The 14,417-nt window shown below is 58.5% G+C and carries 9 protein-coding genes; all 9 read left to right on the top strand.

Annotation, left to right across the window (positions count from 1 at the left end; all coding sequences use genetic code 11):
* The first annotated feature begins 18 nt into the window (after positions 1 to 18).
* Positions 19 to 1,587 (top strand): RagB/SusD family nutrient uptake outer membrane protein, encoded by a 1,569-nt coding sequence (locus tag BLU78_RS00045; RefSeq protein WP_010258485.1) that lies wholly within the window; start codon positions 19 to 21, stop codon positions 1,585 to 1,587.
* Positions 1,588 to 1,688: 101 nt separating this feature from the next.
* Positions 1,689 to 2,183, top strand: a complete 495-nt coding sequence (locus tag BLU78_RS00040) for a peroxiredoxin family protein (RefSeq protein WP_010258483.1) — start codon at positions 1,689 to 1,691, stop codon at positions 2,181 to 2,183.
* 21 nt (positions 2,184 to 2,204) lie between these two features.
* The gene (locus BLU78_RS00035) at positions 2,205 to 3,830 is read left to right on the top strand and encodes a DUF6029 family protein (RefSeq protein ID WP_010258481.1); all 1,626 of its coding nucleotides are present in this window, start codon (positions 2,205 to 2,207) and stop codon (positions 3,828 to 3,830) included.
* A 16-nt stretch (positions 3,831 to 3,846) separates the two neighbouring features.
* A complete protein-coding gene (locus BLU78_RS00030; RefSeq protein WP_010258479.1) occupies positions 3,847 to 4,950 on the top strand; it encodes a lipoprotein in 1,104 nt (367 codons plus the stop codon).
* Positions 4,951 to 4,954: 4 nt separating this feature from the next.
* The gene (locus BLU78_RS00025) at positions 4,955 to 6,070 is read left to right on the top strand and encodes an Omp28-related outer membrane protein (protein ID WP_010258477.1); all 1,116 of its coding nucleotides are present in this window, start codon (positions 4,955 to 4,957) and stop codon (positions 6,068 to 6,070) included.
* 6 nt (positions 6,071 to 6,076) lie between these two features.
* Positions 6,077 to 7,156 (top strand): Omp28-related outer membrane protein, encoded by a 1,080-nt coding sequence (locus tag BLU78_RS00020; protein ID WP_010258475.1) that lies wholly within the window; start codon positions 6,077 to 6,079, stop codon positions 7,154 to 7,156.
* Positions 7,157 to 7,186: 30 nt separating this feature from the next.
* Entirely contained in the window at positions 7,187 to 9,520 is a 2,334-nt protein-coding gene (locus tag BLU78_RS00015; RefSeq protein WP_010258472.1) for a hypothetical protein, read from the top strand.
* A 68-nt stretch (positions 9,521 to 9,588) separates the two neighbouring features.
* Positions 9,589 to 12,189 carry a PL29 family lyase N-terminal domain-containing protein gene (locus BLU78_RS00010; protein ID WP_176791111.1) on the top strand — a complete coding sequence of 867 codons (2,601 nt, stop codon included), beginning with the start codon at positions 9,589 to 9,591 and terminating at the stop codon, positions 12,187 to 12,189.
* Between the two features lie 105 nt (positions 12,190 to 12,294).
* Positions 12,295 to 14,160, top strand: a complete 1,866-nt coding sequence (locus BLU78_RS00005) for a S41 family peptidase (protein ID WP_010258466.1) — start codon at positions 12,295 to 12,297, stop codon at positions 14,158 to 14,160.
* Positions 14,161 to 14,417 lie beyond the last annotated feature (257 nt).

Here is a 14,417-nt window from a genome sequence, read left to right as displayed (position 1 = left end):
CCAAAGAGTCACTCTGTCATGAAAAACAAAATCTACACCATATTATTCGCAGCAGTCGTATGTTTTGCCTCGTGCAACCTCGACAAAGAGTCGCCCGACAGCATTCCTTTCGACAAGGCGTTCTCCGACATGGGAAGCATCGAGGCACTCGAAAGAGGCGCATATTCGCGCCTGCGCACGGCATACAGCATCAGCAGCATGATCCTCCCCGACCTGCAGGCCGATTACGTGCACGCAATCTCGGGATTCTCCAACACCTACGGAAACGTCTACCAATGGACGTTTTCCCAGGACGACGGGGACATCGCCACCGTTTGGAACGACCTTTACGGAGGCATCGCATTCTACAATTTCATCATCGAAGGCATCGACTCGAAACTGGGTTTCGAACCGACCGCCAGCGAACGAACGGCGCTGAACAACATACAAGGACGTATGTATCTGATGCGGGCACTGTCGTACAGCCTGCTGGCCGAGCGTTTCTGTGGCGACTACGATGCCGCCACGGCGAAAAACGAGTACTCCGGCGTGCCGTTGGTCACCACCTACGACTCCAGCAAAAAACCCGCCCGCGCCTCGCTCTACGACGTTTACGACAAGATCCTGAAGGACATCGAGCAGGCCAAACAACTGCTCGCAGACCAGAACGGTTCGCCCAACTCCACGACCCTGAACCTCGACTGCGTCCTGGCTCTCGAGGCCCGTGTCCTGCTGCAGACGGACAATTATCCCGAAGCGCTGAAAAAGGCCAATGACCTGATCGGCAAGCAGACCTACACACTTATCGACTCCGAAGAGGAACTGCGCGAAATGTGGACCTACGACAGAAGCCCGGAGACGATCTTCCAGTTCTACGCCAGCAAGACCGAGACGGCCTACCAATGGGGATACTATTTCTACAACGAATACAACAACGGCACGGACAACAAACAATACACGATGTATCCCGACTACATTCCGGCACAGGGATGCGTGGACAGGTATGATGCGGCCGACTGGCGCCGCACGGTCTATTTCCTGGACTGCACGACCGATGCCCCGGTAGACGGTCGTTTCATCGTCGCGATCATCAAAGGCCAAAGCATGTTCGCACGCAACCTGACGGTCATCAGCAAATATCCCGGCAACCCCGACCTGCGAACTACATCGGCCTGGAACTACTACAACACATTCAAACCGTTCCGGCTGGCCGAGATGTACCTGATCGCCGCCGAGGCCGCCGTGCTGAGCGGCGGCGATGCCGAAACTCCGCTCAACGAACTGCGCATGCACCGCGGACTCCCGAAACTCCCCGCCGTGACGCTGGCCGACGTACAGGAGGAGCGTTACCGCGAAATGATGATGGAGGGCACCCGCCTGACCGACCTCAAACGCTGGGGCCTGGGCATGACCCGCGGCAAGGCGCAGGAGGGCGAAGCCTCGAAGACCGGAGGAAATCCTTGGTCCTATATCGACTTCGTCACGGAAATAGGGTCCGACATCTCGAAACCGAAGGGCGACTACATGTTCGTATGGCCGATCCCGGCATCCGAAATCTTCGCCAACCAGCAGCTCGGCGGCCAGCAAAATCCCGGCTGGGTGCGATAACCGTAACATGCTCTCCGGCAGCCAGTCTCATGTCCCCGAGGACATGGGGCCTTGCCGGAGGTATATCCTGACATCAACAATTCTTCAAAAAAAACAGACTTATGAAAACAGCAAGAGCAATCATCCTGACCATTGCCCTCCTCCTTTCGTCCATGTACGCAAGCGCCCAGATTCCCGCCGTGAAGGTGGAAAACGCCAAGGGAGAGACCGTCAGCACGGGCAGCCTCGTCGACGGCCAAACACCGATGATCATTTCATTCTGGGCCACAACCTGCAAACCCTGCATTCAGGAATTGGACGCCATCAACGAGGCGCTGCCCGACTGGCTCGAGGAGGCCGAATTCCGCGTAGTGGCCGTCTCCACGGACGACGCCCGCTTTACGGCCAAGGCCCGTTCGCTGGCCCAGGGCCGCGGATGGGGCGATTTCACCCTCCTGTTCGACAAGAACCAGGAGTTTATGCGTGCCATGAACGTAACGCTCACACCGCAGGTCTATGTGGTCGACAAAGACGGCAAGATCGTCTACTCGCACACGGGTTACTCCCCGGGCAGCGAGAACGAACTGCTGAAGAAGATCAAAGAACTGAAAAAATAACCCCGTACCCCGTTTGAAACCATGATCAGGAAGAATCCCCGACTGCTGACGCTGGCGCTCGCAACGCTCGTCGCAGGGACAGCCGCGGCGCAGGAGCCCCAGAAGGGCTATCTCACCGGAAGCTTCGAGACCAACACGATCTATTACAGGGACGATGCGAAAACGAATGCCACGGCCCCTGACGACCATTTCGGCTCGAACAACTTTCTCAAACTCGACTATTACCGCGGCAAGTTGGCCGTGGGCGTGCAAATGGAAGCTTACCTGCCGGTGCTGCAGAGTTTCCCCACGGAACTGGCCGGCACGAAGCTGACCAACTACTATGTGACGTGGCAGGACGATGCCTTCTCGGTCACGGCCGGCACATTTTACGACCAGTTCGGCAGCGGCCTGCTGTTCCGGAGTTGGGAGGACCGGATGCTGGGCATGAACAACGCCCTGATGGGCGCGCGATTCATCTACAACTACAAGAACATCGTCGCTTTCAAAGCCATCTGGGGACTTCCTCGCCTGGGCATGGAGTTCTCCGAGACGCAGGTGCGCGGCGCCGACCTTAGCTTTTCACTCGCAGAACTGCTGAAATGGAACAACACGTCGCTCTCGCTGGAAGGCTCCGTGCTGAGCCGCTACGAAAAGATCCCGCAAGACCTGATCGACGAGGGCGGCAAACCCAACAGCGAAGGTTACTCAGGACGTATCTATTTCGAACGCAGCGGCTTCTCGCTGAAGGCCGAGTACGTGGATGCCGGAAAGAAATACGCCATCGATCCGGAAGTCAGTCAAGACGGCGACATCTACCTCCAAAAGACCGGCAGCGCACAACTGCTCGAGCTCGGCTACAACCGCAACGGACTGGGCATCAGTCTATCCGGACGCCGACTGGAGTGGATGCGCTCGGAAATCACCTCGAACGGAAACCTCAAATCATCGTCGGCCAACCTACTCAATTACATCCCCGCCATGTGCACCCAGTACACCTACATGCTGACCAACCTGCACCCCTACACAGCACAGATCGGCGATGCGGTCTACAACAACAGCGGCGAAATCGGCGGACAAGCGGACATCTTCTACAACTTCAAACGCGGCTCCGCGCTGGGCGGCAAGCGCGGACTGAAAATTCACGCCAATTTCTCCACCTATTACACGCTCCACAAGGAGGGTACGGCCAAGGCCGGGAAACTGCTCTACCGCGACATCAGCATCGACATCGAAAAACAATTCACGCGCAAGTTCAAGGCGGTTCTGCTCTACTCGATGCAGGAGGAGAACCCCAGTTACGGCCGGAAATCCGCGACACGCCTGCAGAACGTCTTCGTCGCCGACCTGCAATACAAATTCACGCCGAAGTTCTCCACCCGCCTCGAGCTTCAATACCTGACCACGCACGAGGACGAAAAGGATTGGATGGCGGCGCTGCTGGAGATAAACTTCGCCCCCTCGTGGAGCATCTACGGCAGCGACATGTACAACAACGGCGGCAGCAAAATCCACTATTTCAATGCGGGCGTCAGCTATGCCCGGTCGCGCACCCGCATCGCCCTGAGCTACGGCCGCAACCGCGAGGGACTGCTCTGCTCGGGCGGCGTATGCCGTCTTACCAGGGCCTACACGGGCGCGAACCTGCAAATCACCACCTCATTTTAAACGAAAAATACAAACCATGGAAAAGACATTCAAATTTTTATTGGCAGGCCTGCTCCTGACGGGATTCACGGCCTGCGAAGGCAGCGACGACGGTGAAAAACCGGGCCCCAACGGCGAAATCAAAGCTCCCTACACGATCAGCGTCGACAAAAACGAGATCGAGGCCGACGGCAAAGATGCCGCAAATTTCATCCTGACCGACGCCAACGGGAACGTGCTCACGGAGAACGAACAACTCAACTACATCGTCTTCGAAAACACGGCGACCGGCAACCAGCTGGACAAGAAGACCTCAGCTTTCACAGCGGTCAAGAACGGCACCTACACCTTCAAGGCGCTCTACAAGAACAAGCCGAGCGAAAACACGGTGACCGTCACAGCCAAAAACCGCTCCGCCTACGAAAAATATTTCCGGAAGGTGGCCGCCTACGACATCACCAACGTCAATTGCGGATATTGTCCCCTGATGGCCTCGGCACTCGAAAACACGGCTGCGGAGTGGAAACAGCACATGACCGTATTCGCCATCCACGGCCCATATGACCTCCAAGACCCGTACATCATCGGCAGCGTGGCCAACAACCTGCTCAGCAAGTATATCGGGAGCGGTTCCTACCCCTCCGCAATCTTCAACCTCGACTACACGATGACCGGGGCCGGCGACGCCAAACCGGCATTCATCGCGGGCGTTATCGAAGACCAACTGCGCACGAACCCCGCGACCTGCGGCATCCGCATCAACTCGTCGTATGCCGACAAGACCATCACGATCAATGCCGGACTCACCTCCAGCACGGGCGGCAAATACGACATCGGTTACGCAGTGCTGCTGAACAACGGAACGTATGTCGGAGGCACAGCGTCCGACAACAAGTACGATGATATCGTAGTGGGCCTTTCGGGCAACTATATGGCCATGTCCGAAAACGCCTTCACCGTGGCGGCCAACGAGGAGCACACGGGGGCGACGACTTTCGAGCTGAAAGAGGACATCGCCGGCAACCTGTCCAACTACCGCGTCGCGGTGTTCGCCCTGCGCAACAACGGAAGCAAGGTCATCATCGACAACGTAGCGGAGTGCAGCCTGGGCGGCAGCGTCGACTACAAAGTAAACGAATAGCCTGATGAAAACCGTTTTGCGATACCTGCTGGCCGCAGCCGCCTTCACGGCCGCCGTCTGCTCTGCGGCATGCTCGGGGTCGGACGACGATCCCGGCGTGCCTGCGGGCACGCTGCATATCTCGGCGGACAGAACCGCCATCACCGCCGGAGGGCCGGAAGCCGTCACTTTCCGGGTGATGTACGGATCGTCCGACGTCAGCCGCTCGGAGCGGATGCACCTCGTGCAGGAATTCAGCGGACAGGCGACCGAGCTGGACGGAGGCATCAACACCTTCGCCGCCCCGGCACCGGGCAGCTACACCTTCAAAGCCCGCTACCGCGACGGGGAGAAAGTCGTGGAAAGCGAAAACTCGGTCGTCGTGACAGTCTCCGCCGGCAGCAGCTCCGGGAACTATTACCGAAAACTGCTGTTCATGCAGTTCACCTCGGTCGGATGCGTCAACTGCCCGGCGATGAGCACCTCGCTGAAAGCCGTTCAGGAGGAACGTCCCGGACGTATCGCCGCGGCATCGTTCCACCTGCAGTACGACCCGAATTACCCCGATCCGATGTGGATCAAAGCCAACGACATGTACGGACAGAAGTTCGACGTCACGGGCCTGCCGACCGGATTCCTCGACCTGCGCCCCGACGTGCGGATGTCGTCCGACAAGGCCGCCATCGACAAAGCGATCGCCGCCGCGCTCACGGAAAATTCCGCAGACTGCGGAATGGCCCTCGCCACCGCCTACGACGCCGGCTCCCGGGAGGTGAAGGTCGAAGTGAAGGTCACGTCCGATGCCGCGGAGACCTACCGCTACCTGATCCTGCTGGTCGAGGACGGCATCTCCTATTTCCAACTCGGTGCGGACGAAGCGACCTATACCCACAACAACGTGGTTCGCGCCGTCCTCTCGTCGAACGTCTACGGAGAACGGCTGAATCAGGGCAACGCCCTGCAACCGGGTGTAGAAGTCAAAGCCAGCCGCTCGACGACGCTCGGCGCGAGCTGGAATCCCGCGAACATGCGCATAATCGCAGCCGCCCTCGCCTCGCAGGACGGCGGCGTGACTTTCACCTGCCGCAACGCGAACGAATGCGCATTGGGCGGAAATGCGAATTACCAATATAACGAATAGACTGCTATGAAATCTTTCAAACAGCTCACGGTACTGCTGTGCATCCTCGGCCTGGGCGCCGCGGGGTTCTCCTGCTCGGGGAACACCGACGACGACCCGGCTGCGGAGCTGACGCTGAAACCCAGTGCCGCGGCCATTACTGCAAATGGCAGCGACGCCGTCACCTTCAAAGTCACCGACGGTGCGTCCGACGTGACTGCAGAGGCCGAAATCCGCTGCACGACCGACAACACGGCTGTCGAAAACGCCTCGTTCTCGACGACCGTGGCCGATGAATACCTCTTCCAGGCATCCTACGGGGGCAGGACCTCCAAAACGGTGAAGGTCACGGCCAAGGCCGATGAGACCCCCTCGGGGCCGTCGCAGTTCGTCCGCCAGATTTGCGTCATGGAGTTCACCGGGCAATGGTGCGCCAACTGCCCGGCAGGCTTCAACTACATGAACTTCATCATCAGCCGCAATTTCCCGGACGCCGCCCATGTGATCGCCTTGCACGACAACGGATCGGGCAGCGACGAATTTGCCATCGATGTACAGAAGACCATTGCCCGGGACTACGGGCTGACGGGCTACCCCATGGCGTTGGTCGACATGCGCGACCTGCGTCCGCTGACCGCCGACACCGACCAGTCCTTCAAAAAGAGCCTGCAAGCTTCGCTGGACGACTACCCCGCCCATTGCGGCGTCGCCGTGAAGTCGATGTATGACGCCGCCGGCAAAAAGGCGAAAGTCACCGTCCGCGTCCACTCCGAGAAGACCGAAGCCTACCGCGTGGCCGTCTGGATCATCGAAGACGGGCTCTCCGGGACGCAGAACGTCGGCGGACAATACCAAGATTATACCCACAGCCATGTGGCCCGCCTGTTGGCCGGCTCGGCCCCCAATAACTACAAAGGCGAAAGCCTGGGCGAAATCCCGGCGAACACGGAGAAGTCGAAAGAATTCGACATCGCCGTCGATCCGGCCTGGAACCTGGACAACACCTCCGTCTACGCCCTTGCCATCGGCGCCGACGGATATGTGAACAATATGAACTTATGCAAGATCGTGGACGGCGACGCCGACTACGAACGTGTGGCCGAGTGATTCTTTGTTTAATTTAAATGCGTTAACTTTATGAAAACGAACTTTCTGAAATTTTTCCTGACGACGGGAATCATCCTGTCCCTGGGAGCCCTCGCCGCATCGTGCTCCGACGATGACACCAAGGACCCCAAACCCGAGCCCGACCCCCCTACCGGTGAAAACACCTACATCACGACCGAAGGCCCCACTCCCATCCGTTACGTGGAGACGAAATACATCGGCTCCGAAAACGGCGTGACGATCGAAGCTACCGAAGTTACCTCCGACAACATCAAATTCACCTGCCAGCCGGGAGCCGACGTAGTCAGCTACCGCGTGCAGCTCTACCCCATGGGCGCGGCCTACAACACGATGCTCAACGCCATGAACTCGGAGAAAAAGGAGAGCCTGACCACCACCGAGACCGACAACTGCCTCTTCCTGATGCTCCTCAACACCGAGTCCGCAGTCTCGGGCGGCAAGCTCTTCAACGAAAAGGGCTACGGCGAGGATTTCGCGTCGTATGAGTTCGACTACATGAACTCCGACCTGCAGGTCTTCGACATCCAGCCGGACATCGAATACCTGATCGCCGTGCAGGCTTTCTTCGACGAAGAGGGTCTGCAAAGCCCGGGCGACCTCTGCATCTGCCACGTAAAAACGCCCAAGAAAGAGCTCGTGGGCAATCCGACGATCGCCTTCGACGTGGTCACCTCCTTCACGGCCTATCAGGTGACACATATCCCCAACAACGATTGCAAGTATTACTACTACCTCAGTTCGGTCACCGACGAGATTCAACAGTACATCGACGCCTACGGCGAAAGCATGTACCGTCAGTTCATGTGCCACTACGGCGCCCGCCTGGACGTCTCGACGGACGACCTCTCGTTCACCGCCACTGACCAGAGCAACGAGCTGAAATACGTGGCGACGGCCGTCGCCCTGGATGCCAACGGAACCGCCGTGGACAAGATTTTCCGCAAGGATTTCGAACTGCCCAAGGTTCCGGCCGAGACCGATGCGGCCGAATATACGATCTCCACGCCCGACAAAATCGGCGGTTCGATCGTCGAATTCGACCTCCGTATGGAGAAGACCTGCCGGGACCTCCGTTTCCGGTTCGTCACGAAAGCCGTAGCCGACGAGGTCATGGCCCGCGACGAGGCCGAGAGACAGGCCTACGCCCAGCGAATCTATGACGTACAGACCGAGAGCGAATCATCGTGGTATGTGGCGAACACGAATTTCTCCTTCGACCGCGACAACAACAAGCCGACGGGAGATGCCCTGGACAAGCGCGAATACTGGTGGGACCTCGCGGGCGACACCGAATACGTCATCCTCTACACCGGCGTCAACTACTACAACGAGGTTTCGACCCTGAAAGCCACCGAAGCGTTCCGCACCAAACCCATCGTCCGCGACGCCCCGGAAACCTGCGAGTCGGACATCGAAATGCGAATCAGCGAGACCGACCGCACCTCGGTAACGATGGAGTTCAAATACAACACCGAAAAAACCGCTCTCTACTACTTCCAATATTACAGCCCGGTCACATCAGTTGGCCTCGATGGAGGTACAATGATATTCCCCGACATCAAGGACGGCAGCGACGACGCCCGTTACAAGCCCGGCAAAAAAGTAGGCAAAGACCAAACCGGCGGCTGGCTCTTCTATTTCCTCGACTACAGGAACCCCGACGCGTACTCGACCCCCTGGCCGAATATGTGGCAGGCCGACGGCAAGGGCGACCAGGTCGTGACCTACCGTTGGAACGGCTTCGATGCCGGCACGACCTATGAGTTCGCCTATATGGCCGAAGACTGGAACGGCGTGCTGAGCCCCGTGAAGTTCTGCACCGGCGTCACGCCGACCATCGAAGGCGGTGACAATCCCACGATTTCGGCCACGGCTCAGCGGCAGAACGACGGCTCCTATAACGTTTCGTTCGTCACCAACGAAGATTCGCGCCAACTGCTCCATCTCTCCGTCTCGATCAACGACGCGGGGGCAAAAGAGCTGGGCCTGCCCGACCTGCGCGACATGAATCCGGACATCGCGTATGCCGACTACATCCAGACGTGGGAGGAGTACGTGCTGGCCAACGGCCTCACCACCACCGCCATGACCTCATCGCAGACGGTTATCCCCGAAGGAGCCATCACGGTAGCCATGGGAATCGCCGTCGGAGGCACGAACCCTGCCGCACCGGTATACAGCAAGCTGGCGACCGTGGTATTCACCGACGGAAAGGCCGTTTCGCTCGAAGAATACCTCGGCGTCAAAGTGGCGGCGAACCTCTCGAGCGTCAACACGTTCACAAAGAGCGTTCCGGGTCCCGCCGTACAGCCCAACGGCCGCCCGCGGATACTCCGGAGGTAGCAAAATTCAAATACCGTCCGGCACCCCTGCGGATGCCGGACGGTTATAATCCCCAAAACCCCTGCATCATGAAAACAAATTTATGGACTGACGGAAAGAACCGGACCGGCAAGCTGCTCTGCGCCTTGTGTGCAGTGGCGCTGTCGGCAGCGTTCACGGGTTGCGAGTACGACGATGCGGACATCAACAACCGCATGGACCAGCTGGAAAAGCGTGTCACGGAGCTGGAAAAGGATATGAAAACCCAGATCGAAGCCGTGCAGCAGATGCTCGACGGCAAACTCACCATCGCGTCCTGCACCTACGACAAGGCAACGGGACTCTACACGGTCGTGCTCTCCAACGGAGATGTCCTCACCGTTGCCGCCGCGGCCGGCGAAGGCGCTTCGCTCGTCGGCGTGGCCGAGGAGGACGGCGCCTACTACTGGACGCTCAACGGCGAACCCCTGAAGGATGCCGCAGGCAACAAACTCCCCGTGGCGGTGGCTCCCGGCATCCGCGTGAACACGGCGACCAACGAATGGGAGGTCTCGCCCGACGGCGGCAAAACGTGGCTCGGAACGGGCATCACGGCCGAGGAGGGTGCATCGCTCTTCGCCAAGGTCGAGGAGGACGAAGGGTTCGTCTACTTCACGCTGAGCGACGGAACCCGGCTGAAAGTGGCCCGCTCGACGGATTTCCGCTGCACGCCGCTCGCCGGAAAGCAGTATTTCACCGCCGGACAGACCCGCACGGTCAAACTCGACATGAGCGACGTCAAAAAATCGACCATCACCAAGCCCGACGGGTGGAAAGCCGTCATCGAGAACAGCGAGCTGAAGATCACGGCCCCGGCCGCCGAAAACAGCTACGCCGAAACGGGCGGTAAAGTCGCCGTCGTAGCCGTGGCCTCCAACGGCCAGAGCTCGATCTCCGAAGTGGGCGTCAAAATCGGCACGCCCCCGCACGAAATCACCATTGACGCCGACCTGAACGTCACGATTACCATCGACTCCAAACTGGCGCAGGAGTGGCTTTACGAAGGCTACTACTACGGCGTGCGAAAACTCTCGGAGTTCTCGCCCGAACAGGTGCTCGAGTACATCCGCAACGACGACCGTACCCGCCCCATAAAGAAAACGACGACGACGACCCTCGAAGCCATGCTGGGTGCCAAACCCGAACAAGGTGTGAGTTACGTGGTCTATGCAGTAGACTCGAACTACGACGATTCGGTAGGGGCAGCGGTGCTCGACAGTCCGGAAGAGATGCTCTACACGGTTGCCCAGAGCATCTATACCAAGATCGAGATCACGGACGTGACGTATGAGAACGCCAAACTCTCGGTCGAGGCCATGGGTGTATCGGAGTGCTGGGCCCAAGTGGTTCCCGCCGCCGATTACAACCCCTCACAAATCCTGGAGGACATTCAGGATAGCTTCTGGGCTCCGGCCAAAGTGTCGGCCAAATATTCGGGATGGCTCTCGGGATATGCCGGAGGCATAAAACTCCAGGCCGGCAGGGAGTACATCGTATGGGTGCTTCCCGTCGTCCCCGGAAAGCGCACGTCGAGTTACACCGAGGAGAATATCTACACGCAGAAAGTCACCATCACGGACATCACCATGGGCGGCGACGCCAGCGTGGAGATCGGTGAGGTGACGAGTTCGGCGACGGATATTTCAGCCACGGTCACTCCGGGAACGGGCGTCTACAAGTTCTATTCCGCCTACAAGACGGAAGCGGAATACCTCGCAACCCGGGATGAGGAGTGGCCCAAGCAACTGATCGCGTCGGGCACGGCCACGGCGGCTCCCAACACGTTCACAGTCGCCAAATCGGGGCTCAAACCCGAAGCCAAGGGCTACATCCTCTCGGTAGCCGTCACCAAGGAGGGCAAAGCCGGTCCGATGGTCAAAAAGAACGCCGACACGAAAGCGCTGGCTTTCAGCGCGGAAACTCCCAGGGCCGAAGCCGTGGAAGTGACCCTGAAAAGCGCGAAGATCAAACTCACGGGCAGCGACAACATCGTGTCGTACCGTTACATGAACCAGACGCACGATTCATGGATAAACGGATTCCTCTGGAAGGGTGATGAAAAAGCCACGGAGAATGAGTTGGCCCTGGCGACGGAAGAGTCGTACAACTACAAGTTCATCGACGGCAGCAATGTGGAAATCCCCTTCGACAACCTTAAAAGCGGCACGGACTACCATTTCTTCGCCGTGGGCGTCGACAAGGAGGGTCTCCCGACCCGGCTGCTGAGGGTCGACTACACGCCGACCGTCCCCAGCGACAAATTCGCCAAGAAGGACTCCGAACTCTGGACCGCCAACTATGCCCAGCGTCCGCAGGTGACGAACATAACCACCACCCCGAAAGGCAGCGGCACCGGTTTCCATACGGTAACGGCCGATGTTGCGGTGGGTGAAAAATGTGCGGCATACTGGATCTACACCGGAGTTGACGATCCCACGATCGGCAAGCTCGGAGCCCTGAACAAAACCGTTTCGATCCTCAGCAACAGCAGCACGAAACCTTTCAACGGCAATCAGACAGCGCTCTTACTGAGCGAATGGGGCAGCGCCTCCAACAACATCTTCGTCGTATGGCAGGATACGGACGGCAACTACTACGAGTACGAACAGGTTGCGAAGTACGTCGAGCCCGATCCCAAACCTGCAGAATAATCCGGGATTATCCAATCCCATGGCCGAAGAGGAACACGCTCCCGCCCTGCGCAGGAGGTGTTCCTCCTCCTCCGAAACCCGAAATTTCAGACTAAAAAACAAAAAATGAAAACTATCTTTAAATGTATTCTCGGCTGTTGCGCCCTTGCGCTGTGCGCGGCCCCGATGACCGGCTGCTCGGACAGCGACGACGAACCCGCCGCAGGCGCAGGCTTCCGGGATGTCAACAACCCCGTCGAAGGCGGCGAAGTATCCCGCTACGGCGAAACGATCACCGTGTCGTTCACCGCCGATGCCGGATGGGATGCCGAAACCCCGACCGCCGACTGGGTGGAAATCAAAAACAAGGCGAACGCCGAAGTGGGCGGCAAAAGCTCGATCCGGCTGGTATTCCAAGAGAACCCCTCCGAGGAGATCCGGTCCGTGGACCTCTACATCACAGTAAAGGGACACGCCCGCTCGCTGCTCTGCACGATGACGCAGGCATCGTCCAGCGGCGCCAAAATCGACGAATACCTGATCGGAAAAATGGACGAGCGCCTGAAAAAGGAGTATCTGTGGAACACCGCCTACCAAGCACTGGTCGACAAGGGACAGATCAACTACAAGACATCCTACGACAATTTCCTCTACGAGAACCTCACCAAACTGGGCGAAACAAACATCGAGGACGGCGGTTACTACCGCGACTACTCCAGCCTCCGGGGTCAGCGTTACATCTACTCCAACATTCAGCAGACCGGCGGCGCACGCGCCGTTGCCGCCTCGGAGCCCGTCACCCGGGCTACGACCACCGTCGGTCTGGGTATGGGACCGTCGCTCGCCATGGTGTACAACAGCCAGACGAAAGAAAACTGCCTCTCGCTGGGTTACGTCTACCTCGAATCGCCGGCCGCCAAAGCGGGACTGCGCCGCGGAGACATGATAGTCGGCGTCAACGGAATCCGGCTGAACAGTTCCAACTACTACAAGTATCAGGTGGAACTCTACACCTCGACGAGCGGCACGTACAAAATCACCTACGCCCGCTACAAGGACGACGGAGTGACGCTGGTGGAATACAATACGACCGTGACGGCCGGAAGCTACACCTACAATCCGGTCATCTTCGCCGGCCAATTCCTGAACGACGCGGGAGACATCAACATCGGCTATCTGGTATTGGAAAGCTTCGACATCTCGGGTCAGGAGATTCTCGAACAGCAGCTCAAAAGCTTCGTCTCGATGGGAATCAAAGACCTGATCCTCGACCTGCGCTACAATCCCGGCGGATCGGTGGCCCAGTGCCGCTACCTGATGAGTTCCATCGTCGGAAAAGCGCACTACGACGACATCTTCGCCAAAATGACCTTCGTCGACGGATCGCATGAAACCTGGTCGTTCGGTTACGGCAATCCTGCGCAGTCCGACGGACTGGGCCAGGGCGCCGACCTGGGACTCAACCGGCTGTACGTCATCGGTTCCGAGAACACAGCATCGGCCTCCGAGATCGTCATCAACTCACTGAAAGGCATCGACTTCCCGGTAACCACCTACGGCAGCCGCACGGAAGGCAAGAACGTCGGCATGGTGACCAGCCAGCTCGTATACGACGGACGCAGGTTCGAATTCGCCCCCATCACATTCTACGTGAAGAACGCCAAGGATTTCGGCGACTACGCCGACGGATTCGCAGCAGACAAGATGGTGAACAACCAGAACGCGGACTGGAACGACGACATCGACTCGATGTTCCCTTACGGTCCGACGGAATGGGGCAACCTCACCGGAGCCGATCCCGCCCTGATCTGGGCCATTGAGAACATCACCAAGGGAACCGATCCCGACTTCAACGTATCAGCATCGGCAGCCGCTTACGGCAAAACGCGGAGCGGCGCCCCCGGCATGGAGATACTGCCGAACGCCCCTATCAAACTGAAGATGGGACGTTTCGGAAACATCATCTACGGCACCACGGCGGAGGAGAAGTAAGCAGACTTCTCACTCTCCGGATCATGCAAGGAGAAGCCTGCCCGCAACGAGCAGGCTTCTTTTTCTAAAATCATTGAAGAAATTCAAATCGCTATGAACAAAGCAACCCGTATTTTACTGCTGACGGTCGTCTCGCTGGGCACGGCTGTCGGCAGCATGGCCCAGAACGCCGCCTGGAAAAGCACGGTGGAGCCCCTCGGGGACAACGCCTACCGCATCGTGCTCGAAGCGTCGATTCCACAACCCTATCACATGTA

Source organism: Alistipes timonensis JC136 (assembly GCF_900107675.1).
Classification (GTDB): Bacteria; Bacteroidota; Bacteroidia; order Bacteroidales; family Rikenellaceae; genus Alistipes; species Alistipes timonensis.
This window is presented reverse-complemented; position numbering and strand designations above follow the sequence as displayed.